The 25,163-nt window shown below is 58.4% G+C and carries 22 protein-coding genes; 10 read left to right on the plus strand and 12 right to left on the minus strand.

The window, feature by feature from the left end; genetic code table 11:
• Positions 1-15 precede the first annotated feature (15 nt).
• A complete protein-coding gene (locus tag ACA074_RS13490; RefSeq protein WP_497679243.1) occupies positions 16-1,017 on the minus strand; it encodes a FecR family protein in 1,002 nt (333 codons plus the stop codon).
• A 152-nt stretch (positions 1,018-1,169) separates the two neighbouring features.
• Between ACA074_RS13490 and ACA074_RS13495 the strand changes: the two genes are divergently transcribed.
• Positions 1,170-1,439, plus strand: coding sequence for a PepSY domain-containing protein (locus ACA074_RS13495; protein ID WP_305443496.1), 270 nt, complete (start codon positions 1,170-1,172; stop codon positions 1,437-1,439).
• A 56-nt stretch (positions 1,440-1,495) separates the two neighbouring features.
• Here the strand turns inward: ACA074_RS13495 and ACA074_RS13500 are convergent, their stop codons facing one another.
• Positions 1,496-6,367 carry a dermonecrotic toxin domain-containing protein gene (locus ACA074_RS13500; protein ID WP_497679244.1) on the minus strand — a complete coding sequence of 1,624 codons (4,872 nt, stop codon included), beginning with the start codon at positions 6,365-6,367 and terminating at the stop codon, positions 1,496-1,498.
• Between the two features lie 215 nt (positions 6,368-6,582).
• On the opposite strand from ACA074_RS13500, the gene ACA074_RS13505 reads away from it, so the two are divergent.
• Positions 6,583-7,623, plus strand: coding sequence for an Ldh family oxidoreductase (locus ACA074_RS13505; RefSeq protein WP_497679245.1), 1,041 nt, complete (start codon positions 6,583-6,585; stop codon positions 7,621-7,623).
• A 60-nt stretch (positions 7,624-7,683) separates the two neighbouring features.
• Here the strand turns inward: ACA074_RS13505 and ACA074_RS13510 are convergent, their stop codons facing one another.
• Entirely contained in the window at positions 7,684-8,001 is a 318-nt protein-coding gene (locus tag ACA074_RS13510; protein ID WP_187678344.1) for an ElaB/YgaM/YqjD family protein, read from the minus strand.
• Between the two features lie 154 nt (positions 8,002-8,155).
• Here ACA074_RS13510 and ACA074_RS13515 point away from each other — a divergent pair, with 154 nt between their 5' ends.
• Positions 8,156-8,410, plus strand: a complete 255-nt coding sequence (locus ACA074_RS13515) for a hypothetical protein (RefSeq protein ID WP_187678345.1) — start codon at positions 8,156-8,158, stop codon at positions 8,408-8,410.
• Between the two features lie 7 nt (positions 8,411-8,417).
• On the opposite strand, the gene ACA074_RS13520 is transcribed toward ACA074_RS13515, so the two are convergent.
• A complete protein-coding gene (locus ACA074_RS13520; RefSeq protein ID WP_497618113.1) occupies positions 8,418-9,332 on the minus strand; it encodes a LysR family transcriptional regulator in 915 nt (304 codons plus the stop codon).
• Between the two features lie 84 nt (positions 9,333-9,416).
• Between ACA074_RS13520 and ACA074_RS13525 the strand changes: the two genes are divergently transcribed.
• Positions 9,417-10,340 carry a carbon-nitrogen hydrolase family protein gene (locus ACA074_RS13525; RefSeq protein WP_497679246.1) on the plus strand — a complete coding sequence of 308 codons (924 nt, stop codon included), beginning with the start codon at positions 9,417-9,419 and terminating at the stop codon, positions 10,338-10,340.
• 338 nt (positions 10,341-10,678) lie between these two features.
• Positions 10,679-11,650, plus strand: coding sequence for an IS110 family RNA-guided transposase (locus ACA074_RS13530; RefSeq protein WP_497657519.1), 972 nt, complete (start codon positions 10,679-10,681; stop codon positions 11,648-11,650).
• Between the two features lie 30 nt (positions 11,651-11,680).
• On the opposite strand, the gene ACA074_RS13535 is transcribed toward ACA074_RS13530, so the two are convergent.
• From ACA074_RS13535 to ACA074_RS13550, 4 genes are all read right to left on the minus strand, one after another.
• Positions 11,681-12,229: a GNAT family N-acetyltransferase gene (locus tag ACA074_RS13535; protein WP_489879847.1), complete on the minus strand. Its 549-nt coding sequence runs from the start codon at positions 12,227-12,229 to the stop codon at positions 11,681-11,683.
• A gap of 53 nt (positions 12,230-12,282) precedes the next feature.
• A complete protein-coding gene (locus ACA074_RS13540) occupies positions 12,283-12,756 on the minus strand; it encodes an LEA/WHy family protein (protein ID WP_497679247.1) in 474 nt (157 codons plus the stop codon).
• Between the two features lie 66 nt (positions 12,757-12,822).
• Positions 12,823-14,289, minus strand: a complete 1,467-nt coding sequence (locus tag ACA074_RS13545; protein WP_497679248.1) for a nucleobase:cation symporter-2 family protein — start codon at positions 14,287-14,289, stop codon at positions 12,823-12,825.
• Between the two features lie 182 nt (positions 14,290-14,471).
• Complete coding sequence (locus tag ACA074_RS13550) at positions 14,472-15,365, minus strand: LysR family transcriptional regulator (protein WP_497679249.1); 894 nt, start codon at positions 15,363-15,365, stop codon at positions 14,472-14,474.
• 99 nt (positions 15,366-15,464) lie between these two features.
• On the opposite strand from ACA074_RS13550, the gene ACA074_RS13555 reads away from it, so the two are divergent.
• The 5 genes from ACA074_RS13555 to ACA074_RS13575 all read left to right on the plus strand — a co-directional run bounded on the left by ACA074_RS13555 (position 15,465) and on the right by ACA074_RS13575 (position 19,951).
• Positions 15,465-16,556, plus strand: coding sequence for a polyamine ABC transporter substrate-binding protein (locus tag ACA074_RS13555; protein ID WP_497679250.1), 1,092 nt, complete (start codon positions 15,465-15,467; stop codon positions 16,554-16,556).
• A gap of 27 nt (positions 16,557-16,583) precedes the next feature.
• Positions 16,584-17,543: an agmatinase gene (speB, locus tag ACA074_RS13560; RefSeq protein ID WP_497679251.1), complete on the plus strand. Its 960-nt coding sequence runs from the start codon at positions 16,584-16,586 to the stop codon at positions 17,541-17,543.
• Between the two features lie 93 nt (positions 17,544-17,636).
• Positions 17,637-18,755, plus strand: a complete 1,119-nt coding sequence (gene zapE, locus ACA074_RS13565; protein WP_497679252.1) for a cell division protein ZapE — start codon at positions 17,637-17,639, stop codon at positions 18,753-18,755.
• Between the two features lie 17 nt (positions 18,756-18,772).
• Entirely contained in the window at positions 18,773-19,354 is a 582-nt protein-coding gene (locus tag ACA074_RS13570) for a DinB family protein (protein WP_497679253.1), read from the plus strand.
• 99 nt (positions 19,355-19,453) lie between these two features.
• Positions 19,454-19,951 carry a GNAT family N-acetyltransferase gene (locus ACA074_RS13575; RefSeq protein ID WP_187678356.1) on the plus strand — a complete coding sequence of 166 codons (498 nt, stop codon included), beginning with the start codon at positions 19,454-19,456 and terminating at the stop codon, positions 19,949-19,951.
• Between the two features lie 85 nt (positions 19,952-20,036).
• On the opposite strand, the gene ACA074_RS13580 is transcribed toward ACA074_RS13575, so the two are convergent.
• The 4 genes from ACA074_RS13580 to ACA074_RS13595 form a co-directional block, all read right to left on the minus strand.
• On the minus strand, positions 20,037-20,246 hold the full coding sequence (locus tag ACA074_RS13580; protein WP_401267424.1) for a hypothetical protein: 210 nt from the start codon (positions 20,244-20,246) through the stop codon (positions 20,037-20,039).
• Between the two features lie 139 nt (positions 20,247-20,385).
• Positions 20,386-22,632, minus strand: coding sequence for a TonB-dependent siderophore receptor (locus ACA074_RS13585; protein WP_497679254.1), 2,247 nt, complete (start codon positions 22,630-22,632; stop codon positions 20,386-20,388).
• Positions 22,633-22,778: 146 nt separating this feature from the next.
• Positions 22,779-24,527 (minus strand): phosphoethanolamine transferase CptA, encoded by a 1,749-nt coding sequence (locus ACA074_RS13590; RefSeq protein WP_497679255.1) that lies wholly within the window; start codon positions 24,525-24,527, stop codon positions 22,779-22,781.
• A gap of 200 nt (positions 24,528-24,727) precedes the next feature.
• Positions 24,728-24,910 (minus strand): DUF6026 family protein, encoded by a 183-nt coding sequence (locus ACA074_RS13595; RefSeq protein WP_283436578.1) that lies wholly within the window; start codon positions 24,908-24,910, stop codon positions 24,728-24,730.
• Positions 24,911-25,163: the final 253 nt, after the last annotated feature.

Consider the following 25,163-nt stretch of genomic DNA (forward strand, 5'->3'; position numbering starts at 1 on the left):
AAAGGGGCGCGGCCTTCAGTTTTTTGGCGGTTGTTGCGGCATCGGATTGATCACCGGGTTGCCTTCCTTGTTGCGTGTCAGGTAGACGGGCAAGACTTTTGGCAGGGAGTTGGCCAGGTTGTTCAGCTCTTTGATGTTGTAGATGCCGCCCACCCGAATCAAACCGGTACTGTTGTCAGCCAGCATCAACGGCTTGTCCAGATAACGGTTGATCAGCGGCAGGGCATCATTGAGCGCCAGATTGTCCAGCACCAGTTTGCCATTGCGCCAGGCCAGCGCAGTGTCGTTGGCGTAGGTCTGGCTGATCTGCGGTATGTAGTCGCCGTGTCTGTAACGCGCCTGCATGGCTGGCCCCAGACTCAACCCATCGCCCGGCAAAGCGGTATTACTCTTCACCAGCACCGAACCTTCGATCAGGTTCACCCGCACTTGATCCTCATACATCCAGACGTTGAACCGCGTGCCGGTGACGCGGATCTTGCCTTCACCCGCACGGACGACAAACGGGTGCGCCATGTCGTGACTGACGTTAAAGAACGCTTCACCCTTTTTCAGCGTGACCCGGCGTTCGTCCTTGTAGTTGCTGAAGGTCAGATCAGTGTTCAGGTTGAGTTCGAGTTGGCTGCCGTCGTTCAAGGTGACCTGGCGCACATTGTCGGTGGCCGAGAAGTGCTGATAGCTGTTGGGCAGCCAGCCGAGGTTCCAGCCTGTATAAGCGGCCAGCGGCAATGCCAGCGCGCAGACACCTGCGGCGATCGCGTATTGGCGCCACGCGCGCGAAGGCTGGCGAATCGGCACAGCGAGCGTTGGTTCCGGCCGAGGCAAGTGCTCGGCAACGTCCCAGATTTCCAGCATGGCTTCATACTCGAACGCATGCAGGGGATGCGCATCGTGCCATTGTTCGAATGCGCGACGCTCTTCGTCCGTGCAGTCGACGGCATGCAGACGCATGCACCAGTGCGCGGCGGCATCGGTGATCGCATCGTATTCGGCTTCCGAGAGAGTGTCTTGGGTCATTGACTCGTCCTGATTTCGCGCATTCTAACCTTGCCGGGAAGTCACCGAGAACAACCGTCATGGCATTTGCCCATCAAAGTGGAACTTATTTTTCGCTCAGGCGCCCAAAAAACAGGACGCCAATGACCACTATCCACAAATGGAGTGAAAAAATGATCAAGAAGACTTTCGCCGCCCTGATTGCTACAGCCACTTTGCTGACTGCGGGTGCAGCGCTGGCGGACAAGCCGGGGGCTGGCTGGATTACCATCGAAAAAGCCATCGAAACAGCCAAGACCAAGGCCGGTTACGTGGAGATTTACAAGATCGAGGCGGATAACGATGGCTACTGGGAGGGCGAAGGACGTAAAGCGGACGGCGTCGTCTATGAGTTCCGTATCGACGGTGCGTCGGGCAATGTGTTGCGTGACCAGAAAGACTGAGTTGCGTACTTGACTGAATGCGCAGGCTTAACCGCCTGCGCATTTTTTTGCGTGTTTCAGGGCTGTGGCACCGGATCCAGTTGCCGGCCCATCTCACAGATCAGCCGGGCGATGGAATCTGCGTTGCGCAGAATCACATCGATGCGCACATCCGCTGAGTTCTGATCAAGAAACGCATTGCGTGCTTCGTTCATGGTTGGGCTGGATGTCAGGGTAAGTATCGATTTGCTGAGGTCCTCAGCCCCCGGGATCTTGTCCAGACTGACGTACGAGCCTTTCTTTTTACTCCAGCGCGCAAACAGTTCGTCGCGGGGCGTCGCAAGTGACAGTGCCTGGGCCTGGAACGTTTCCAGTTCGTGTTTCATGGCCAATCCGTACAACGTGAAGGTCGTTATCAGGTCGTGAAAAGGGCGACGCGACTCCAACGTGGCGAAATCTTCGGCCTTGGAATATTGATGAGCGAACTCGTGGATCAATATCGCAGCTTGAGCATGGCCATCAATGTCGAAAGGTTGCCCCAGTATCGATTTATACGAATCCAGTTGTTGGTTGAAAAAGTTTTCGGTGAAATGAACCATTTTGCGGTCGTCGTTGCTCAGCACGAACGCAATGATCGATGAAAAGAATGTATTGGAGCCGACAACGAAGCGATCGGTGTTCATCAGGTCATCGTCGGGATCCACTAACGCCTGGCAAATGGGCACAATCGCTTGGTTGAGTTTGCGCAACAACCCGGTATCAACTTGCGTGACGCCAAAAAACACCCTGAGGAATCCGTCCAGGCGGGTACCGGGAACATTAGCTTTCAACTGGGCCAGGTTATGAAGGCAATTGAATGCATAAAAGCGCGCAAGATCGACAGCGTGCTGAATGACTTGCGCCTTCTGTGGATGATCGCGCCGTATCTGCGCCATGCCAATCGCTTCGATGTTCAACATTGTCCTGCGATCCATCTCCACGGCATAACGCTTGTGCAGTTTGGAGATCGCTTTGCCGTAGTGCACTGCATGACGATCGGGCGCCAGCAAGAGACGCGACCCCGTCAGCCTTAATGACGGACCGGGCTGTTGATCGTTGACGATCTGCCAGACTGCGCCCGGTTGTTCGACACGATGGACCTTGCCGGCAATGGCGGTGTAGGTGTGTTTGCTGGTCGGATCCTCGTAAGTGCCGTTCTTCGTGTCCCGTTTGAGATCCTCGAGTGCTACAGCCGATGTTTCAAATGGCTGTAACTCGGTGCGCAGGGGTGAGGTTGTCTGGATCTGCGACCATGTGGGAGCGACCACTTCGGGCGGGTTCGTCGTCGTGTCTGCGACGTCGCTGCTAACTTCGGGTCTGATTGGGGGGGTACTCGGTATTTCGGCTGTCGTTTGCGCAGGCGTTTCGCTGCTGGCCTGCGTTGCCGCAGAGTCTTCGATCGCCAGGCGCCCCAGAGTGATCATTTGCAGGCCACCGGCGATAAACGATTTCAGGGCTTGCGTCCAGTGATGATCCTGCAGATTTTCCGCCGAGTCCTTGAAGTCTTTGTAAGACTGCCAAAGAAACGTTACGTACGAGAGTTTGCCCGGCAGCAGGCCCGAAATCAGGCTGGCGCCATGGCTGAACAGTTTTTTCGCCGCGTCCCAATCGGCTTGGGCGGTGCTTTTGGACTGGCAACTCAACAGTTGCGGCAGTAGCTTGAGATTGTCGCTAAAGAACCTGTGTAAAAGATTGCCGGTGATGGTGTTGCCCGACAGCGTCATCTCGCTGACTTGGCCGGCGCTTGATTGCAACAGCCCCCGAAACACCGATTGCTGTGTCTGCGGCAGGCGGCGAATCACCAGATCCTGAAAAGTGCCCGGTGTGTTCACTGCCGCGATCAGGCTTGCCTCGTCGGCGAATTCACGCAGCAGTTGTTCCGCATAAGGCACATAGACGACCCGCGGCCCGGTATGGCCGCTGCCCGGTCCAATGACGTACACGCCCAACGCATCCACGGCTGCTGCGCCTGCGGTTTTGACCAATGACAACGGATACACAAGCGCATGGGCACCTTCAACGGTGGTGCGCGCTATGCCATCCGGTATGTCCAACACCTGGCAGAGGTAGTGGAAGGCGCTGCCGGAGAGTTGTTGTTGCAGTTTCAATCCATGGGCATGTTGCAGCAGTTGCCAGGGGATCTGGCGAATGAAACGCTGTTTGCGCTCTTTGGCCTCAGGGTGGCCATCGGTGAGTGCGTCCGTTATCGATTTGGCGAAGGTTGTGGGGATGTCCAGCGACAGCAACAATTGCCTGACCGTCGCTTGGTCCAGACCGTCCGGGAGCTGTTTGAGGGTTTTCGAGGCGACTGTGAAACCGGTGCCTTGGGCAATGTTGATATGATTCAGCGCAAACTCGGTGAGGGGGCGGGCAGGCCCGGCCAAAGCCAGATTGGGCGTGATTTCGATGTCTTGCGGTTCCAGTTTGCTGTCTTTGAATCGAGTGTCGAGCAGTGACTTCAACGTTCGATTGACGTAGTCGTCCAGCGAAGGCATGCCGCTGAGGTAGTCCTTGTGGTCGACCACGCTGTGACGCCATTGCTCAAGCAGTTCGAGGTGTATTTGCTGCTCGCCAATGGGTGCCATGCCTAACCAGGCAGGAAGCGCCTGCTGTTGATTGATGGCCTTCGCCAGGTGAATGGTGCGCAGCAGATTGGTATCGATGGCCGTATTGGTCAGAGTGGCCAGCGCTGAAGTCAGTCCGCTTCGGCCTTTGAAGCGCTGACGAAGCTCGTCACACCGTGCAATGAAGTGCTCGATGCCTGATTGCACGAGGTTGTGCAGCACATTGTCTTCGATCAACCGCAAGGCACCCAAGGTGTATTGCTGATGGAATCGGCGTTCTTGTGGAAGCAGATTTTCCAACAGTGACAGGCGCCCCGCGCTGTCCTTGAGCCTTTGATTCAGCGCCAGTCGCGCTACTGCGATGCTGTTAAAAGCTTCCAGTCCAAGCGCGGGCGTCCACACAATCACTCTTCCTGAGTGCAAGTCGTCGAGGCCACCACGTTCGGTCAGCAACACACAGTGGGCTAGCGTCGATGAATCCTGACCGCCGGGAGTGTCCAGTGTGATCGACCAGGCATCGGGCCGAAAACCGTTGAGTGAACGCCGATTGTCGCGGCTGGGCTGATCGGAGTGGAACACGGTATCGACGATCATCTGTTCGGCGGCTTTCAGTGAACCACTGAGCACGCGCAAGGCCGCTTCACCCGTCACCCCGACAAAGAGTGAATGAGCCAGTCGTGATTTCATGTTTTCCAGGTAGCTGCGTTGTGCTTCGACGCGGGTCACGGGCTGGACTTTGAATGAACTGGTGAGCAAGGGCTCGATTTCTTCGCAGGTTCTCGCGACCGCTGCGGCTTTCTGCACCCGCACTTCGGACGGTTGTTGAACACCCGCCAGCACTGGCCGTGTGGTCCAGCGCTCACCGGCATCGAGCTCCAGCAGGCGTTCATGAATCATGGCGCGAATATCCAGAGCCTTGTCGAACATGGCATGGATATCTACGGCTCCGTCGCTGTGACGGAACACTTGCAAGGCATATTCGATGCTCTGTCTCTGTTTGGTGATGATCGCCTCAAACAGCACTTTGAAAATCTCGCCGCCAACGCTTTCTCCGGTCACCTGCGGCCGGTCGAAGCCGATAAAGCGTTTGCGCTCTTCAAGGTCCAGCAACCCATACAGTTCGTCCTCGTGGCCGGGTGCGCGGAACTTACTCAACACGGTTCTTTTCAGGTCGTTGTAATCGGCTAGCACCTGCAGCCCCATGGTCGGGGTGTAAAGACAAACGTCGGTATGGCTGATCATCAACGAGCCTGCCAGTTCGACAAAGTTGGGTTCGTACTCCCACAGGCGCACGGTTTCGATGGTCGGGCGACGGGTTGGCAAGGCCGCGGGGCGAATCATCTGATGCAGGATGGCGAACTGGCTGGCATCGATGACGCCGGCTTCGCGTTTGAGCATCAGCTCGGCGCGTGCCTGATCTTCAAGGGCCTCACCGAAGAATTCACGTCGCGAGGCGCCCGCCCTGGCGGGGTCCTCCCAAAAGCGCTCCATTTCGCCAAACAGCAATATCTTGAGTTTGCCCGATGCCTGTTGCAGAGCGTTTTCCCATATCGCCTGATCGCCTGCGAACGGTGAATGCCTGGGGTTGGAAAACTCATGCAGCTGGTCAGTCGGCCAACGTTGATGCCGATAAAGCGTCAGCACCGCATCGCTCAGACTCGTTGAGTCGTGCCAGTGTCTGGCCGCCGCCGGGACACTGTCTTTGATGGGCGCGTCGGTGTAGAAATTGACCCGGGTTTGGGCCTGTTTGATGTGGGGGAAATCGGCCTTCAACAGATCCTCAAGGATCGCCTCCACCAGTGACGTCAGCGAAGGCAATTGCTTCAACTCGGCCAGCATGGCCTCGGCGTTCAATTGCTGGCACGCGAGAATGGCGGCCTGCTGATGCTCGAACACATCGCCGTCGATGGTTTCGTACGTCAGCGTGAGGCTCCCTTGCTCGACAACCTGTCTGCGCTCGGCCAGCGAGAGAAAGGCCAATGTCTGATCCTGCTCATCAGCGTCCTGCAAGCGCTTCTCAAGTAACGTTTCAAGCGTCGCAAGGCTGTCGTATTTCTTGATGCCGTCGTAAGGGGTGTACAGGATCGCGCCCTTGTCGTCGGGGGTCTCGGTGAGTATGAAACTGCCGGCCAGGGTGATGGCGGTCGCCGGGCCTGCTGCGATACGAATTTTTTGCGCGACCATGGACGGCGATTGCTTGTTGCGCAGCGCCTGTGTGGCCAGTTTTACATGGGCCAGCCAATCGAAATCCTTGCCGTTGAGGTTGTGGGTTTGACCCAACGCTTTCCACTGGCCGGGAAAATTCAGGGTTTCGGGGAAAAGCAACGGGGCGGCGGGATCGGACATCTTCGACTCTCGGTAATGGCGCGCTCGGCGCGAGTAAGGAGGGCCAAGACTAGGAGGAGAGGTCGACGCCGAGGTGGTAGATAGTTATCGCTTGGCAAGTGTTGCAGGCATTGCTGCCGTCGAAGGGTTGACAGGGGGCGGGGGCGGCGTGGTTAATCGCTGGGCAAGTTGTTCGTACGCTGTTGTTCCCTCCAATAATCATTCTGGAGCTTCAGATGTCTGCGCCACACAATTCTGTGTCTTCTGCTGTCTCGTCCTCGTTAACCCTCGAAGCGCTGACGCAAATGCTTGAAACGATTTTTCTGCGCCATGGCACGTCCACCGAAGTCGCCCAGGTGCTGGCCGCCAACTGCGCCGGAGCCGAACGCGATGGCGCCCACAGCCATGGCGTATTCCGGATTCCTGGCTACGTCTCGACCCTTAACAGCGGCTGGGTCAACGGGCACGCCGTGCCTCAGGTTGAAGATGTTGCCAGCGGGTTTGTGCGTGTCGATGCCGGCAATGGTTTTGCCCAGCCTGCGTTGGCAGCTGCGCGGCCTTTGCTGGTGGAAAAGGCGCGTAGCGCCGGGATCGCCGTGTTGGCGATTCGCAACTCGCATCACTTTGCCGCGCTGTGGCCGGATGTCGAGCCTTTCGCCGATGAAGGACTGGTGGCGCTCAGTGTCGTCAACAGCATGAGCTGCGTAGTGCCACACGGCGCCGATCGCCCCTTGTTCGGGACCAATCCGATTGCCTTTGCCGCGCCACGGGCCGGTGCCGCGCCGATTGTCTTTGATCTGGCGACCAGTGCCATCGCCCATGGCGACGTGCAGATTGCTGCGCGCAAAGGCGAAAGACTGGCGCCCGGGATGGGCGTTGACAGCCTTGGTCAGCCGACCCAGGACCCCAAGGCAATTCTTGAAGGCGGGGCGTTGTTGCCGTTTGGCGGCCACAAGGGCTCGGCGCTGTCGATGATGGTTGAGCTGTTGGCGGCGGCGTTGACCGGCGGCAATTTTTCTTTTGAATTCGATTGGTCAAACCATCCCGGTGCGAAAACACCGTGGACCGGGCAGTTGCTGATCGTGATCGACCCGAGCAAGGCGGCCGGGCAGGGTTTTGCCGAGCGCAGTGAGGAACTGGTGCGGCAGATGCACGGGGTTGGGCTTAAACGATTGCCGGGTGATCGTCGGCATTTGCAGCGGGCGAAGTCGCAGGTCGAGGGTGTCGTGCTGGATGAACAGACACTGGTGCAGTTGCGGGAACTGGCCGGTTATTGAGTTTTCGGCAGGCATGAAAAAGGCGAGCCAACAGGCTCGCCTTTTTTATTACGCTGAGGCTCAGCGACGGCCAAGCAACAAGCCGACCACCAGACCGAAACCGGCGGAGATCGCCACGGTCTGCCAAGGATGACCGCCGATGTAGCTTTCGGTGGCCTCGACAGCGGGTTTGGTACGGTCGCGCACGCTGGAGACCGAATCCAGCGCCTGTTGCAGCTTCAGGGCGATTTGCCCGCGCAGGCTCTCCGCTTCTTCGCCGACCAGTGATGCGCTGCTCTTGAGCAGTTTGTCCGACTCTTCGATCAGAGCCTGAAGTTCGCTGAAGGCTTGATCCTTGATTTGCTCTTCGGCGGCTTGCACGGCGGATTTCCGGGCCATTGGGTGACTCCTTGCAGTTGAATGGACAGTGATCAATGGAGTGTGGCGCTTTGTAAAAAGTTGCACTGAATTTAGGTCAGGAATAAAAACCTGCACGGGAGATTTCCGTCGAGCGTGTAAGATGTCGCCATTTTACGCAGCAGGATAATTCCCCATGAGTTTCAATCTGGCCGACAAATCCCTCGCAGAGCGCGCCGCGCTGGAAGACGAGAAATCCCGTCTGTTCGAACTCTGGCAGAACAATCTGGGCAAAGCCAAAGGTGAAGCCGCGCGCTTGTTCGGCGAACGCGCCAAGCGCAAGGGCAAATGGGCCGAGTGGGTGCGCGCGGAACTGGACGGCATGTCGCCGCCGGAGTTTGCCAACATGGTGCGCAGTGAAATCAATCGTTTGATGGCGGCGAGCAAGTAACGTCGTTTTAGCCCTGAGTGAAGCACGCGACAATCGCCTCGCGAACCTTCACCACCACCGGATCGATCTGCGTGCTGGTGCGCCAGCCCAGTTCGATCGGGTAGCGCGGCAAGGCCAGCGGGCAGGGCAGCAGCGTCAGCCCGTTGAGCGCGGCGATGCTCTCGGCGGCATGCGTCGGAATCGTCGCCACGGCCTGGCTGCCCTTTAGCAAATAGGGCAACGCAGCAAAATGCGTGGTCGAGGCGCACACCCGGCGACTCAAGCCCAACGCCGCCAGCCCTTCATCGGTGATCCCGATAAAACCACCCGACGACACCAGCAGGTGATCGCGGGCGACGAACTCCTCCAGATCGATCTGCTGCTGACCGGGCGCAAGGCTCGCCGGGTCCACCAGGCACGCATAGCCCCCTTCACCCAACACCTGACGGCTGAGCAAGCGTTCGGCAAACCCGCCGGCGGTGATTGCCAGGTCGATGCTGCGCTCCATCAGTGCGCGAGCGACGATCTGGCTGTGGGTCTGGCGGAAGATCAGCCGCAGTTTCGGTGCGCTGCGGGCGAGTTCCTCGATCAACCGTCGGCCGTAGGCAATTTCGAAGTCGTCCGATAGCCCTACGGTGACCGAACGACCGTCGTAGTGATTGGCCGCCGGATCAATCATCGCCAGGCTCTGCCGGCATTTGTTCAGTGCATCGCTGACCACCGGTTTCAACTGATTGGCCTTGAGCGTCGGCGCCAGTCCGCGTCCGGTGCGCACGAACAATTGATCGCCATAGACATCCCGCAAACGCCGCAGCGCCGCACTGACCGCCGATTGCGTCACGCCAAGGCGCAGTGCGGCGCGGCTGGCGCTGGATTCTTCATGTAACGCTTCGAAGACTTTCAGCAGGTTGAGGTCGACTTCGGCGATATTCATATGGCTCATATCATTCAGCAGTGATCGGGTCTTTATTCATGATCGCTGTGCGCTGGAGAATCAGCAACACTTGATACTGACGGAGTCATTGTGATGCCAAAATCAATTGTTGCAGCGCTGCAGATCGGTGCCTTGCCCGGTGGCAAGGGCGAAACCCTGGAGCAGATTCTGGGCTGGGAAGCGGCGATCATCGAGTCCGGCGCGGCATTGGTGGTGATGCCGGAAGCGTTGCTCGGCGGTTATCCGAAAGGTGAGGGATTCGGCACGCAACTGGGTTATCGACTGCCGGAAGGGCGCGAAGCATTTGCGCGTTATTTTGCCAATGCCATTGATGTGCCGGGTGCGGAAACCGAAGCGCTGGCCGGTTTGTCGGCCCGCACCGGGGCCAATCTGGTGATCGGCGTGATCGAGCGTGCTGGCAGCACCCTGTATTGCACGGCGTTGTACTTCGATCCGCAGGGCGGTCTGGTCGCCAAACACCGCAAACTGATGCCCACCGGCACGGAGCGGTTGATCTGGGGCAAGGGCGACGGTTCGACGTTGCCGGTGCTCGACACGCAGGTCGGTAAGCTTGGCGCGGTGGTGTGCTGGGAAAACATGATGCCGTTGCTGCGCACGGCGATGTACGCCAAGGGCGTTGAAGTCTGGTGCGCGCCGACCGTGGATGAGCGCGAGATGTGGCAGGTCAGCATGCGCCATATCGCCCATGAGGGACGCTGTTTTGTGGTCAGTGCTTGTCAGGTGCAGGCATCGCCGGATGAACTGGGGGTGGCGATTGCCAATTGGCCAGCGGATCGACCGCTGATTGCCGGGGGCAGCGTGATTGTCGGGCCAATGGGCGATGTGCTGGCGGGGCCGTTGCGCGGGGAGGCGGGGTTGCTCACGGCTGCAATCGATACCGACGAACTGATCCGCGCTCGCTACGATTACGACGTGGTCGGCCACTATGCGCGGCCGGATGTCTTCGAATTGTCTGTGGACGAACGCGCCAAGCCGGGTGTGCGTTTCAACACATAATTCCTGTCACTTGAAACCCTGTAGGAGCTGCCGAAGGCTGCGATCTTTTGATCTTTTTTTTTACAATCAAGGTCAAAAGATCGCAGCCTTCGGCAGCTCCTTGTATCTCGACTATCGCTCCGTCAGGAGCGATAGTTCTCGACTGATCATCGAGGGAGGGACTTGGAAGCCGTGCAGCTCCTTAGGCTTTTTGCCTGTGATGTAGATCGTGCTCCAGCCCTCCACACTCACTCGTATAGTTCGAACGGTATCTTGGGCCCGTCTCTGGCGAGAGCCCGCATTCGCAAGGTTGGACAGAGTGCAGTGATGATCGAAAACGGATTAATGGAGAAACGGTCATGTCCAATTTCGTCGGCGTCGATGTCGCTAAAAATACCTTTGATATTGCCACTCACCTGCCAAACGGCAAGCACAAAACCAAGGCCAAACTGGCTAACGACTCAAAAGGTTTCAAAGAGTTTGACGCCTGGCTGAACAAGCAGGTCGAGCCTACAGCTCTGATCGTGATGGAAGCCACCAGCGTTTATCACCTGGAACTTGCCGAGTTCGTCTACAACAAGGGTTACCGGGTCTGCGTCGTCAATCCGGCTACGACCCACGCTTACGCTGACAGCGAGCTGCGCCGGATCAAAACCGACAAAAGCGACGCCAAATTGATCGCTGACTTTGCTCGGGAAAAGGCTGAAAAGCTTCAGCTTTGGGCTCCAGAGCCGCTGAAATATCGTCAGCTAAAGGCGATGGTACGTCGCTTGGATGACCTTCAGGAAATGGAGCAAATGGAGCTCAATCGCCTGGATGTGTCCGACGAAAAGGTCAAAGACTCGATCAACTCTGTGCTGCGTCACATCGAGAAAGAGATCGTTGAAACTCACAAAGCAATCAAAAAACACATCGACGATGATCCAGACATGCGCCAAATGCGCGACTTGATCGTGACCATCGACGGTATCGGCCAGAAAACCCTTGAGCGGCTGCTGGCCGAGTTGGGCGACCTGCGTAAATATGACGACCCTCGCAAGCTGGTCGCTGCCGCCGGGTTGAACCCAAAGCTGCAGGACTCGGGAAAGTTCAAAGGCAGAACAGTGATTTCGAGAATCGGATCGGCTCGCGTTCGGGCGGGTCTATACATGCCTGGGTTGGTTGCACTGAAGCACAACAAGGCAATCATCGCCATGAAGGACCGCTTGAAGGCCAACGGCAAGGCCCCCAAGCAAATCATCTGTGCAGCGATGCGCAAACTCCTACATTTTGTCTACGCCGTTCTTAAATCGGGCCAGCCATTTGACCCGAAAATTGCCCTTGCCCGATGAGGGGCAAGACGGTATCTACAGGGGCGGGGTTCAGTGTTGAGTGCTCAGCCATTCCTCACGAGTGATTTCCCAGATTTCCCGAGGAAGTCGGCCGCTGACAAAGTTGTCTTCATCGGTACGTATCAAGCGCATCCCCGCACGCTCGGAGAGTCTGCGCGAGCCAATATTCGGTGCCGCTTTCGGCACACGCATCAGCGGGCGGTCGAGGGTTTTGAACCAGTAGTCAGTCACCGCCACACAGGCTTCGGTCATCAGGCCCTGGCCTTGCCACGCCGGCGCGAGCCAGAATCCACGGTTGTTGTCCTGTTGATCCATCAGGCTGATATTGCCGATCAACTGCTGCGGCGAGGCCTTCAGGCGAATCGACCAATGCCACTCCTTGCCAGCCACCATCGCTGGCAGCGCCATGTCACGCAAATAGGTGAGGGCGCCATCGTCCGGGTAGGGCCAAGGGACAGCGGCGTTGAGGTATCTCACCACTTCCCAGTGCGCAAACTGTTGCTGTACGGCCTCGGCATCTGCCAATTGCAAAGGGCGCAGGATCAGCCGTTCGGTATACAGCGTGGGTGTGTCTTCCATAAACCTGCGGCCTCCATGAGTGTCTTTGATAGACGTGCGAAGCTAACGCATTTTTACCAGGTCGCGGCGCTGGCCTTGGGCAGGCTGAGCTTGCCGCTGTCGGTAAAGCGCATGGTGCCGAACAGCCCGCCGGCGAGTTTGCCGCGCAGCACGTAGGGCAGGTTGTCGAGGGTCTGCGTCTGGCTCAGGCCGAGGGTCTGGCGTAGCACGGAGAATGCGGAAACGCTGACCGGAACGCTGACGATGGCTTCAGAGAAACGCCCGATGGTGCCGCTCTGATCACTCACGCCCGAGGCCAGCGAGTGGCCGTTGACTTCCAGATCCAGGGCGATGCCGTTGTAGTCGATGGCGGTTTCGTTGGGGTTCTGCACGCGCAGCTTGATGGCGAAACGCACTTCAAGATCCTGGCTGGTCAATGGCTCAATGCCGACCACATTGATATTCACCGGATCGCGATTGGGGAACAGCGTACAGGCACTGAGGGACAACAGCAGTAGCGACAGGATGACGGCGTGCAGACGGCGCATAAACAGTCTCTCAACAAAAAAGGGCTGAACCGTTACCGGCGCAGCCCTTTTTCGCAGGCGTCGCTTTTAACGGTTCAACTGTGCGACAGCCGCTGGCGAGGCAGGTTCACCTTTGGCCGGGACATCCGGGTTTTCCATGACCTGAAGAATAGAGGCTTCCGGGTCGAAGTCGTCTTCTTCCAGTTCGATGAATTCTTCCGGCAGGAAGATGTTCAGCACGATAGCGCACAACGCCCCGACGGTGATTGGCGATTCGAAGATGTTACGCAGCGCTTGTGGCAGCTCGCGCAGGACTTCCGGCACGGCGGCAATGCCCAGGCCCATACCCAGGGAAATCGCCACGATCAGCATGTTGCGTCGATGCAGGCCAGCCTCGGCGAGGATCTTGATCCCGGCCACGGCGACGGTGCCGAACATCACCAGTTCCGCGCCGCCGAGTACCGGTTTCGGCATCAGTTGCAGCACCGCACCGATCATCGGGAACAGCCCCAACACCACCAGCAGACCAGCGATAAAGAAAGCGACGTAGCGGCTGGCCACGCCGGTCAACTGAATCACGCCGTTGTTCTGCGCAAAAGTCACCATCGGCATGCTGTTGAATACGGCGGCCATCGCCGAGTTGAGACCGTCGGCGAGCAGCCCGGACTTGATCCGGCGGATGTACAACGGACCTTTGACCGGTTGCCGGGAAATCATCGAGTTGGCGGTCAGATCACCGGCAGCTTCCAGCGGCGACACAAGGAAGATCACCGCCACCGGCACGAACGCCACCCAATCGAAATTGAAGCCGTACTTGAACGGCAACGGCACGCTGATCAGAGGCACTTCAGGCAGGCTGGCAAAATCCACGGTGCCCATCAGCCACGCGACCACGTAGCCGAGGGTCAGGCCGATCACAATCGCGCCCAACCGCAGGAACGGCACGTCGACGCGGTTCAACACCACGATGGTGCCGAGCACCAGCGCTGCCAGAAAAACATGGCTGGCCGCGCCCAGATCGGCCGCACCGAAACCGCCGGCAATGTCGGTCATCGCCACTTTGATCAGCGACAGGCCCATCAACGTAATGATCGTGCCCGTGACCACCGGGGTGATCAGCATGCGCAGCTTGCCGATGAACTGGCTCAGCACCACTTCAATGAATGCAGCGAAAAAGCACACGCCAAAAATTGTCGAGAGGATTTCATCGGTGCCGCCACCGCGAGCCTTGACCATGAAACCGGCGCTGAGAATCACGCTGATAAAGGAGAAACTCGTGCCTTGCAGGCACAACAACCCCGAGCCGACCGGGCCGAACCGCTTGGCCTGCACGAAGGTGCCGAGTCCGGAAACGAACAGCGCCATGCTGATCAGGTAAGGGATTTCACTTTGCAGGCCGAGGGCGCCGCCCATGATCAGGGTCGGGGTGATGATGCCGACGAAGCTCGCCAACACGTGTTGCAGCGCGGCAAACACGGTAGCAGTGAGGTGCGGACGGTCGTTGAGGCCGTAGATCAGATCGTTATTGCGTGGGGCTTTTTCAGAGGCGGTCATGGTGATTTGCGTGCCGTGAGGCGGGGCCGGGTCAGAAAATGGAGGCGCAGAATGCCGGAAGAGGGCGGCGAGGGCAACGCAATAAAACTGCCTGAAAGGTCAGGTTTTATTGGTCGAGGAAGGTTTATCCCTCTGTAGGCGCTGCCGAAGGCTCGGGCCGCGTTCGGACGATCTTTTAATCTTCAAGCAAACGCAGCAAGCAAATCCTCTTCAAAGGCAATCTGCGCATCCCCGGGTAACTGCGCACGGTGCCGAGCCAGATGAAACGCCACGTCAAAACTCAACTCGCCTTCGCGCACGGGTCGCAACAAGCCCTTTTCCTGCCAGCCACGCGCATAGTGATCGGGCAGATAACCGACATGCTTGCCCGACAAAATAAACGCCAGCGTGCCCTCGACCTGCTCCGAACGCGCCGAGCAGTGTTTTCCCTGAAACGGCTCATCAAACCGCAAAAACCGATACGGATGATCGACCCGGTCACAGGCCTCGATCGCGGCATCACTGGGCGCAATGTCCGTGAACAACGGATGACCCGGCGCGCAATACAAGTGCTGTGTCTCGCTGAACAACTGGCGGTAGTCGAACGCGCTTTGCACCTGCGAGAAATAGCCGATCGCCAGATCCAGCCGCTGTTGCAATAGCAAACGCTCCATTTCGCCGGGCATGGCGCTGATCAACTCGATGCGCACCGATTCATCCCGTTCCCGGAAGCGGCGGATGGCTTCGGCCACCCGTTGCAATACCGATTGGTCGACCGCTTCGGAAATACCCAGGCGCACTTCACCGATCAAACGCCCGGCGACGCCGTTGGATTGATGGCGGAAGGTTTCAATCGATTCGAACAGGGTGCGAACAGCGATCAGCAATTGCTCGCCCTTGGGCGTAACACTGAAACCGCCCTTGCCACGGCTGCACAGGCGATAGCCGAGGCGAGTTTCCAGTTTGGCCATTTGTTGGCTGATGCTCGACTGGCTCAAGCCCAGTTCGCCTTGCGCTGCACTGAACCCGCCGCACTCGACCACCCGGACGAACAGGCGCAACAGCTGCAGGTCGACATCGTGAAGCTGCCCGAGCATCACATTACTCCGCAATAAAGTCAGGTTAATAAACTTGGAATTTCGCCAATGTATCCGAGCGCGCATCCTGTCACCACTTCCTCCGGTCAGGTGTTCGTCATGGCTCCCGTGTTCAAGCTGTGTTTCCCCGCGCTGTTGCTGTCCGTGGTCATCAATGCTCAGGCCGAGGACAAAACCCTCAATCTCTATAGTTGGGCCGACTACGTGCCGCCGCAGACCTTGCAGCGCTTCGAGCAGGAAACCGGCATCCACGTGCGCTACGACACGTTCGATAGCTCTGAGGTGCTGGAAACCAAGTTGCTCACCGGCGGTAGCGGTTACGACGTGGTCGTGCCGTCCTCCAGCGTATTGGCCCGTGGGCTGGCGGCCGGAGCACTAAAAGAGATTCCTCACGATGGACTCAAGGGCTACGCCAACCTTGACCCGGATCTGCTAAAGAAACTCGCCGCCGTCGATCCTGGCAATCGCTACGGCGTGCCTTATACCTGGGGCACGCTCGGTCTGGGCATCAACGTCGAGGCGGTGAAACAACGTCTGCCAGAGGTGCCGTTGAACAGCCTCGACTTACTGTTCAAGCCTGAATATGCGAGCAAGCTCAAGGACTGCGGCATCGCGATGCTCGATTCGCCGCAGGAAGTCATCGGGCTGGCGCTGCACTATCTCGGTAAAGATCCCTACAGCACCGACAAGCAGGATCTTGCCGCCGCCGAGGCGTTGTTACAGAAACTTCAACCATCGGTGCTCTATGTTGCGACCGGGCGCCAGATCAACGATTTGGCCAGCGGCAACGTGTGTCTGGCGCTGACGTACAACGGTGACGCGAGTATGGCGGCCGATCAGGCGCGCAAGGCCAACAAACCGTACGAAGTCGCCTACCGCATTCCAAGGGAAGGCACGCTGATCTGGCAGGACAACCTGGCGATCCCCAAAGACGCACCGCATCCCGAGGCGGCGCGGGCGTTCATCGAGTTCATGCTGCGCCCCGATTCGGTGGCCGAACTGACCAACACAATGTTTTTTGCCAACGCCAATCAGGCCGCGACACCGCTGGTGGATGCGGCGGTGCGCAACGATCCGGATATCTACCCACCGACCGAAGTGCGCGAACGGCTCTACGCCGACCGCAGCATGAACCTCAAGGACATGCGTCAGCGCACGCGTCTGTGGACCACTTTCCGTAACCATCAATAACTCATCAATAACAACAGGAGCACACCGATGGATCAGCCCATGCTCAATGACCAGGCCCTGACCCGTGACAGCCTGTTCGGCACTGCCGCCGAAAGCACCTACGCCGGGATCACCAGTTTCATGCGCCGCCGCTATAGCCGCGACTTGCGCGGTGTCGACGTGGCGGTCAGCGGCGTGCCGTTCGACACCGCCACCAGCAACCGTCCGGGCGCGCGCTTCGGGCCACGGGGGATTCGCGCGGCGTCTACTGGCATTGCCTGGGAACGCCACTGGCCGTGGGCATTTGATCCGTTCGATCATCTGGCAGTGATCGATTACGGCGATTGCGATTTCGATTACGGCTCGCCGCACACCATCCCGGAAAGCATTGAGGCCCACGCTGAACATATTCTCAGTGCCGGCAGCGCCATGCTCACGTTCGGTGGCGACCACTTCATCAGCTATCCACTGCTCAAGGCCCACGCACGCAAGCACGGCACGCTGTCGCTGATCCACTTCGATGCGCACAGCGATACCTGGCCGGACGAGGAGGGTAAACGGGTCGATCACGGCACCATGTTCTGGCATGCCGCACGGGAAGGTTTGGTAGACCCGGCGCGTTCGGTGCAGATCGGTTTGCGCACCACCAACGATGATCATCAGGGCTTTCAGGTACTCGACGCCCGACAGGTGCATCGGCAAGGCTGCGAGGCGATTGTCGAGGCGATCCGGGCGCGGGTGGGCGACAACCCGGTGTACCTGACATTCGATATCGACTGCCTTGACCCGGCTTTTGCCCCGGGTACCGGAACGCCGGTGTGCGGCGGATTGAGCACCGTGCAAGCGCTGGAAATTCTCGGCGGCCTGCGCGGCATTAATCTGGTGGGCATGGACGTAGTGGAAGTTGCGCCGGCCTACGATCACGCGGAAGTCACCTCGCTTGCGGCGGCGACATTGGCCATGGAAATGCTCTGCCTCTACGCCGCCAGGCACAAAGTCGATCTCTGAAGCCCACAAAAACCTGTGTAGGAGCTGCCGAACGCTCGGGCAGTTCCTACAGGGGATGTTTGGGCCGCAGGGCATCGTGGCATACTGCCGCGCATGACTTTCGACTCCCCGCTAAGCGCCTGGCAGCACGCCATCGAACACAAGGGTTTCATCCAGGATGAGGCTCAGGAGCATGCCGTCTGGGCGCTGCAAAAATGCCACGAAGCCTTGCACACCGGCGCTCGTTCGATCACCGGGGTGTATTTGTGGGGGCCGGTCGGACGCGGCAAGACCTGGCTGATGGATCAGTTCTATCAGAGCCTGCGGGTGCCGGCGCGGCGTCAGCATTTCCATCACTTCATGGGCTGGGTGCACCAACGTTCATTCCAGTTGACCGGGATTGCCGATCCCTTGCGCGCATTGGCCAAAGAGCTGGCGGCAGAGGTGCGGGTACTCTGCTTCGACGAACTGTTCGTCAACGACATCGGCGATGCGATCATTCTCGGGCGATTGTTTCAGGTGATGTTCGACGAAGGCGTGGTGGTGGTCTGTACGTCCAACCTGCCACCGGATGATTTGTACGCCGACGGCTTCAATCGCGACCGTTTCGTCCCGGCGATCGCCGCGATCAAGGCGCATATGCATGTGGTTGCGGTAAATGGCGCCGAGGATCATCGTTTGCATCCGGGGGCGATCCAGCAGCGCTACTTTGTTGCCGCTCCCGAGGGCGTCAGTGCATTAGATGAAGTCTTTAAAGCGCTGACGTCCGGGCAATCGTCCAGCGCCGAGCCGGTGCCGGTTGGCCATCGCGTGTTGAACGTGGTGCAGGCCAGTGAAACCGTGCTGTGGTGCCGTTACGCTGATCTGTGCGAGCAACCGTTCGCCGCGATGGATTTCATCGCACTGTGCGACACCTATCGGGCTATTCTTTTGAGCGACGTGCCGAACCTCAGCGCACAGAAGCGCGAAGGGCGCATCGCTCGCGGCACCGAAGACGGCGCCCGGCGGGTGATGGCGGGTGATCGTGAATTGCCGCAGTTGTCGGTTCACGACGATGGCGTCCGGCGGTTCATCGCGCTGGTCGACGAGTGCTACGACCGCAAGGTACCGCTGTACATCGAGGCACACGTGGCCATGGACGCGCTGTACACCGAGGGCTATCTGGAATTCCCGTTCCGGCGGACCCTCAGCCGTTTGCAAGAGATGCAGTTGCAGCGCTTTGCCGAAGCTTGAGTGAAGAGGGCGCATACATGACTCAGCCGTTATCCCATCATCTGCTGACCATGGCTTACCAGAATGCCTGGGCCAATCACCGCTTGACCAAGGCATGGACGCAACTCGACGACGCAGCACTGACAGCGCCACGGGTGAGTTTCTTTCCCGGCATCCGCCTGACCCTCAATCACATCCTGACGTGCGACTGGTTCTACGTGGATGCGCTGGAGCGCGAGTTGCGCGGTGATGAGCCACACCCGGACTGTTATGTGTTTTTCAACGCTGACGAGCCGTTTACCGACGCTGCTCGATTGCGCGAAGAACAGGCCCATGTAGACCGGCGGTTGATCGCTTATTGCGAGCAACTGCGCGATGCCGATCTTGGACGTATCGTGACCATCGCCCGCGATACCCCGCAGCACGACAGTCGTCTGCGCATGCTTTCGCATCTGTTCGAGCACCAGATCCATCACCGGGGCCAGGTCCACGCGATGCTCAGTGATACATCGGTGGAGCCTCCGCAACTGGACGAGTTTTTCTGCGTAGGCGAGGCCGGATTACGAGCCGTGGATTTCGCTGAACTGGGCTGGACCGAGGAGCTGGTCTGGGGGCATTGATCTTTTGATTTTGCTTTTCGCATCATGCTCGCGCTAAGGTCGGAGAGCCTTTCAGCAAGCACTTTGCGCGTTGGGGCTTTTGTGTGTTTGGGGATGGAAATGGATTCCGCAGAAATTCTTGTGCTTCAAGCCAGTTACACCAATCCACTGCACGCCGAGGCCATCGGCGTGGTGCTCAATCACTATGCAGAAGACCCCATGGGCGGCGGTCACCCGATCGACCCTGAATTGCTGCGCCGGTTGCCTGAAGAACTGGCGCGGCGAGCACATGCATTCAGCGTGCTGGCGTTTGTCGGCGGCGAGCCGGCCGGGCTGGTGAACTGCTTCGAGGGCTTTTCCACCTTCGCCTGCAAGCCGTTGGTCAACGTCCACGATGTGGCGGTGATGAGCAAGTTTCGCGGTTTGGGGCTGAGTCAGAAAATGCTGCGCAAGGTCGAGGAAATCGCCCGGCAGCGCGGCTGCTGCAAGATCACTCTTGAAGTCTTGGAAGGCAATGCAATTGCGCAAAACGCCTACAGCAAGTTCGGCTTTGCGCCTGGCATGTTCGACCCGAATCACGGGCGCATGCTGTTCTGGATCAAGGATCTGCAGGCATAAAAAAGGCGCCCGAAAAGGGCGCCCAACTGTCATCTCCCCATCCTGCGCACAGTCGTGGGAGGTCCATCGGTTGCTCGATAAAAACTCAGTCGCGATAGGACTCGGTCACTTGCGCCGTCTGATCGGCTGGAACCCGGATTTCTTTCGCTTTGGCGTCGCTCGATTGCTCGCTTTGCGCGTGGTGTACCGGGAAGTTGTCGTAGTAATAGCGCATGCGTTCTGCGCCACCTTCGGCGAAGGCGCTGGCGGAACCAAGGGCGAGTAGCCCGGCAAGGATTGCAGTGGTGATTTTCATGGTGCCTCCTACTGAACAAGTGGGAGCCGTTCGTCCATGAAGCAGACTTCGGGAGGAAGTTTGTGCGGCGGGAATTAACTCGGGGTTAACACCTGTTGGAGGAGGGTTATCCCCCAACAGGTTCAGTCTTGCAGCGCTGTCAGAGCTTCCAGTCCAGACTCAACGTCACGGTTCGCGGATCGCCCCAGTACACGCCGTTGTAGAAACCGACGTTCTCGTAATACTTCTTGTCGAACAGGTTGTCGACGTTCAGCGAGGCCGAGAGGTTTTTGTCGATGGCATAGCGCGACATCAACTTGACCACGGTGTACGCGCCCTGGTTGATCCGGGTGCTTTCAGTGATGAACTTACCGGCTGCATCGCGACCGACGGGGCGTTTCGCATCGCCATAGATGCTGCTTTGCCAGTTCACCGCACCGCCCACGGTCAATGCCTGCCAGTTGCCCGGCAAACGATAAGCCGTGGAAATGCGCAACAGGTTCAGCGGCGCTTTTTCATTGGTGCGCTGTTTATCGCCGTTTACCGAATGGGTGTAGGTGTAACCGGCAGTCATGTTCCAGCCGTCGAGGATTTCGCCGGAGACCTCGGCTTCGAAGCCGTTGACCTTGTTGCCCTTGCCGCCGGATTTGTAGAACTCTTCGCCAGTGGCCGGATCCGGCGGGACGGAATTGTCGCGCTCGGCAACGTTCTCCTGCTTGCTCCAGAACAGCGCCGTTGCAACGTTCAGCCGCTCTTGCAGCAAGCTGCCCTTGAGCCCCACTTCGTAATTGCTGCCAACCACCGGTTCCAGGTATTTGCGGCTGCTGTCGCGGTTGTTCTGCGGTTTGAAAATATCGGTGTAGCTGACGTAAGCGGTGTATTGCGGGGTCAAGTCGTAGAGCAGGCCGGCATAGGGGGTCCAGATGTCGTTCTGCTGCTGATGAGTCGTGTCAACGCGGGTCAGTTGCCGATTATCGTCATAGTAGTAATCGGCATTTTTGCCTTCCCAACTGCCGTAACGACTGCCGATCACGGCATGCAAATCGTCAGTCAGGCTCAGGCGCGTGGCAACGTAGCCGTCCTTTTGCCGGGTGCTGCCTCTTGAACCGGTCAAATCGCTGACGGTGTCGGGAAATTTTCCGATGTTGCCCATGTACTTCCAGTCGCGGATCTTGCCGTAATCGGCGGGAAGATTGCCGGTGAAGGTTTTCGGGGCATAGGAGCGGTGTTCGGCTTCGCCATAACCGAGCATCAATTCGTGCTCGCGGCCGAGCAGCGAATAAGGACCAGAGACGTTGAAGTCATAGACGCTCATTTTCTGCGTGCCGATCATGTGCGAGGTGTAGGCGACCATGCCGCTGCGGTCAGCCTCGGGATAACCGGCGCCGCCGTAGTAGATCTTGCCGTCGACATCGCTGGTGCGGTGGGTGTAGGCCGCTTTCACACGCCAGCCTCCCGCCAGTTCCTGATCCAGTGTGGCGAACGCGGTTTTGTCCTTGAGTGGCCAAGAGCTCCAGGACGTCGCCATGTTGGTCGACCGGCCCAGTTTTGCCTTGCTGCCGTCGGCATTCCAATAGGGCACGGTACCCCATGACGACCCTTGCACCTGTTTATCCTGATAGTCATAACCCACCGCCAGCACGGTGGAATCAGTCAAGTCTGCTTCAAGAATCCCGTAGCCGACCTCGCGTTGCAGCGCGTACTTGTCGCGGATCGACTGGCTGTCGCGATAAGCCATTACCGTGCGCCCACGCAGGCGGCCATCGAAGGCCAGCGGGCCGCCAACATCCACGTAGCTGTAGTAATTGTCGTAACTGCCGCCGCTGACCCCGGCCAGCGCCTGCCATTGCGCCGTCGGACGCTTGCGCACCATGTTGATGGTCGCCGAAGGATCGCCTGCGCCGGTGGTCAGGCCGGTTGCACCGCGAACCACTTCGATGCGGTCGTAAATGATGGTGTCGGCATCGGTCTTCATGCGATCGAAGGTGTTGAGCATTCCGTCGATCTGGAAGTTGGTGATCGAATAGCCGCGCGACGAATAGTTGACCCGATCCGAGTCAAGGTGCTGCACCACCACGCCAGTGGTCTGACCCATGGCCTCGGACAATGTACCGAGCTTGAAATCATCCATTTGCTGGCGGGTGACCACGGACACCGATTGCGGGGTTTCCTTGATCGACAGGTTCATCCGCGTCGCGGTGCTCATGGCACCGGTGGTGTAGGCGTCGGTGTTTTCGGTGTTGCTGCCAAGGCCTTGGGCGGTGACGCTGGTCGATGCCAGTTCCAACGCCGTGGCGGCAGGCTCCGACTGTTTTTCCGCTTCGGATTCCGCCAGCAGATCGGGGCTCAGTGCGGCGCCGCAGAGGCCGAGAGTGAGGGTCATGGAACGGGTAATGGGCGCGAACATCGCAGCCGACTCCTTGTCTTCGAGGGAAAAATTCCGTTTGTTCAAAGACGAAGCGCAGTTGTGCGATTTAGTATCAAACGAGAAATATTGTTATTTGAAAATGTTGCAGGCATGAAAAAGGGGCCGGTTTCGGCCCCTTCGCGGTATTACTTTTGCGCGACATCCGCGGGTGCGGGTGAGGCGGGTTTCGGCTTCATCAGGCTGAAATCAATCAGCGCTCGCTGGTCAGCTTGATACGGGTCGCCGATCAGCAGTGGACGAACCTTGAAGCTGTCGCTCACCAGGCTCTTGCTGCGGTCCAGTTCATCGAAACTCAAACCGGCCATGTCGGCCCAAGTGTGGATCAGGTGCGAGCTGCTGTACGGTCGCTGCAGGTCGGAAGCGAAGTTCCAGTCATGGTTTTCCTTCCATTTCGGCGAGGCCCAGGCCATGAACGGAATGGTATACATCGGCGCCGTCGGTTTGTTTTCGTTACGGCCAAGGGTTTTGTGGCCGACCGAGTCGAACACGTCTTCGCCGTGGTCAGAAAGATACAGCAGGAAACCGTTCGGATCGGATTTGGCGTAATCCTTGATCAGGCTCGACACGACAAAGTCGTTGTACAGCACGGCGTTGTCGTAGCTGTTGTAGGTCGGCACCTGGTCGTCACGCACGCCGGCCGGTACCCCGTTGCGGTCCTTGAACTTGTCGAAGGTCGGCGGATAACGGTACTGATAGCTCATGTGGGTGCCGAGCAGATGCACGACGATCAGCTTGCGCGGCGCCGCATCCGTCAGGGCCTTGTTGAACGGCTCGATCACGTCGCCATCGTACTGGGCGGCGTTCTGATTACGGTTGTTGTTCAGGTATACCTGCTCGTCAGCCTGCTCGGAGAAGGTCGTGAGCATGGTGTTGCGCTTGGTCATGGTCTGCTGGTTGGTGATCCAGAAGGTCTTGTACCCCGCCTGTTTCATCATGCTGACCAGCGAAGGCGTGGACAGGTACAGATCCGGATTTTCTTCGTCGGCGAACGTCAGTACTTGCTGCAACGCCTCGATGGTGTAAGGACGCGGGGTGACGACGTTGTCGAATACCGCCAGTTGATCCTTGAGTTTGTCCAGTTCCGGTGTGGTGTCGCGCTGGTAGCCGTACAGGCTCATGCGCTGACGATTGGTCGACTCACCAATCACCAGCACCAGGGTCGATGGCTGATCGGCCGAGACAGTCTTGAGGTTTTTCAGTGGCGGGATCTTGCTCGCACTGTGCAGCATGCCCTGCATGTCAGCCAGTGTGTCGAGATAGCGGTGATACGCCACGGCCATTTGCCATGGCACGGCGGGCTCGATGCGGGTTTCGAACTTCTCGAAACCCTGAGCGAAGTTGCCCATGCGCAGGGTTTGCTTGACCAGCGGATAGCCGACCACCGCGATCACGATGGCGGCGGCAGCGACCATGGCGCGGCCACGGGGCATGTACACCGGGCGCAGGCGAGTCCACAGGAAATAGGCAAACGCGGTATGAGCGAGGAACGCCGGAACCATCCACCAGGCGAAGTACTGGGTCATGTACTCGCCGGCTTCGGACACGTTCGATTCGAACATGATGAAGATGACGCTCTGGGAAAACTCCTGCTGATAGATAAAGAAGTAGCCCAGGCTGGCCATCGAACAGGCCCACAGCACCAGACCGATTATGCCGGCAAGCAGTTTTGTGCGCTTGGGGAAGAGCAGCATCGGAGCCAGCCAGATCGCGCTCATCACGAACGCCTGACGGAACCCGGTGAAACCGGAGGTGCCGGTGATCTGAATCAGCAGTTGGGTAATACCCGAGAAGTACCAGAAGAACACAAACAGCCAGATAAAACCGGCCCAGTCGAAACCTGTCGCAGTCGTTTTGCTGCGTTTGAACAATGCCATTCGGCGCTCCAGCTCAATCGTAACTACCACCGCCGGGACATCCGTGAAGCCGACGAACGGAGGCCGTACGCGAGGGTACGGCCAGAATAGGGGCGGAGTATCACGAAGGGAATGTGAAAGTTTTGTTAATTACTGCCGAAGCGGCCAGAGGTGCAACATGACGGGAACAGCGTTTGCCGTTCCCGGATCAGGCGGGGAGATCAGGCGTGCGGGTGGCGCTGAACAACCGGAAGCGGTTTGGGCTGAACGCCCTGGGTCAACGCGCGCAACTGCGCCAGTTCCTGCTTCAATTGGTCGCGTTCGTCCTTCAACTGGCGCAATTCATCACGACGAATAGTGACGTACAGGGTTTGTGGCGGCATTGCTGTGTGTACTGTGCCCATTGCTCACCTCGCAAATGGCGTGTCTCAACTGTAAATAGCCCCCGTTCTGGGGTGCTGACTTACTATCGGCACCAATTTTGGTTTCTTTTGCCTCTCAAGGGAACTTTTTTATTTTTCATGGTCGGTGTGTCTTCGGCACGATTCAGCGCGTTATCAGTCTGAATCGGGCACAATGCCCGGAAACTTCATCCCGACGCTCTGGACTAACCTCCATTAGTCGCGTTGGGCTATAACCTTTGACACACATTTATTT

It is taken from the genome of Pseudomonas sp. LBUM1655 (assembly GCF_059716085.1).

What these genes read in the sequence shown, in the direction of transcription:
- ACA074_RS13490 (WP_497679243.1), bottom strand. Translation starts at nt 1,017, where the DNA reads ATGACCCAAGACACTCTCTCGGAAGCCGAATACGATGCGATCACCGAT.
- ACA074_RS13495 (WP_305443496.1), top strand. Translation starts at nt 1,170, where the DNA reads ATGATCAAGAAGACTTTCGCCGCCCTGATTGCTACAGCCACTTTGCTG.
- ACA074_RS13500 (WP_497679244.1), bottom strand. Translation starts at nt 6,367, where the DNA reads ATGTCCGATCCCGCCGCCCCGTTGCTTTTCCCCGAAACCCTGAATTTT.
- ACA074_RS13505 (WP_497679245.1), top strand. Translation starts at nt 6,583, where the DNA reads ATGTCTGCGCCACACAATTCTGTGTCTTCTGCTGTCTCGTCCTCGTTA.
- ACA074_RS13510 (WP_187678344.1), bottom strand. Translation starts at nt 8,001, where the DNA reads ATGGCCCGGAAATCCGCCGTGCAAGCCGCCGAAGAGCAAATCAAGGAT.
- ACA074_RS13515 (WP_187678345.1), top strand. Translation starts at nt 8,156, where the DNA reads ATGAGTTTCAATCTGGCCGACAAATCCCTCGCAGAGCGCGCCGCGCTG.
- ACA074_RS13520 (WP_497618113.1), bottom strand. Translation starts at nt 9,332, where the DNA reads ATGAGCCATATGAATATCGCCGAAGTCGACCTCAACCTGCTGAAAGTC.
- ACA074_RS13525 (WP_497679246.1), top strand. Translation starts at nt 9,417, where the DNA reads ATGCCAAAATCAATTGTTGCAGCGCTGCAGATCGGTGCCTTGCCCGGT.
- ACA074_RS13530 (WP_497657519.1), top strand. Translation starts at nt 10,679, where the DNA reads ATGTCCAATTTCGTCGGCGTCGATGTCGCTAAAAATACCTTTGATATT.
- ACA074_RS13535 (WP_489879847.1), bottom strand. Translation starts at nt 12,229, where the DNA reads ATGGAAGACACACCCACGCTGTATACCGAACGGCTGATCCTGCGCCCT.
- ACA074_RS13540 (WP_497679247.1), bottom strand. Translation starts at nt 12,756, where the DNA reads ATGCGCCGTCTGCACGCCGTCATCCTGTCGCTACTGCTGTTGTCCCTC.
- ACA074_RS13545 (WP_497679248.1), bottom strand. Translation starts at nt 14,289, where the DNA reads ATGACCGCCTCTGAAAAAGCCCCACGCAATAACGATCTGATCTACGGC.
- ACA074_RS13550 (WP_497679249.1), bottom strand. Translation starts at nt 15,365, where the DNA reads ATGCTCGGGCAGCTTCACGATGTCGACCTGCAGCTGTTGCGCCTGTTC.
- ACA074_RS13555 (WP_497679250.1), top strand. Translation starts at nt 15,465, where the DNA reads ATGGCTCCCGTGTTCAAGCTGTGTTTCCCCGCGCTGTTGCTGTCCGTG.
- speB (WP_497679251.1), top strand. Translation starts at nt 16,584, where the DNA reads ATGGATCAGCCCATGCTCAATGACCAGGCCCTGACCCGTGACAGCCTG.
- zapE (WP_497679252.1), top strand. Translation starts at nt 17,637, where the DNA reads ATGACTTTCGACTCCCCGCTAAGCGCCTGGCAGCACGCCATCGAACAC.
- ACA074_RS13570 (WP_497679253.1), top strand. Translation starts at nt 18,773, where the DNA reads ATGACTCAGCCGTTATCCCATCATCTGCTGACCATGGCTTACCAGAAT.
- ACA074_RS13575 (WP_187678356.1), top strand. Translation starts at nt 19,454, where the DNA reads ATGGATTCCGCAGAAATTCTTGTGCTTCAAGCCAGTTACACCAATCCA.
- ACA074_RS13580 (WP_401267424.1), bottom strand. Translation starts at nt 20,246, where the DNA reads ATGAAAATCACCACTGCAATCCTTGCCGGGCTACTCGCCCTTGGTTCC.
- ACA074_RS13585 (WP_497679254.1), bottom strand. Translation starts at nt 22,632, where the DNA reads ATGTTCGCGCCCATTACCCGTTCCATGACCCTCACTCTCGGCCTCTGC.
- ACA074_RS13590 (WP_497679255.1), bottom strand. Translation starts at nt 24,527, where the DNA reads ATGGCATTGTTCAAACGCAGCAAAACGACTGCGACAGGTTTCGACTGG.
- ACA074_RS13595 (WP_283436578.1), bottom strand. Translation starts at nt 24,910, where the DNA reads ATGGGCACAGTACACACAGCAATGCCGCCACAAACCCTGTACGTCACT.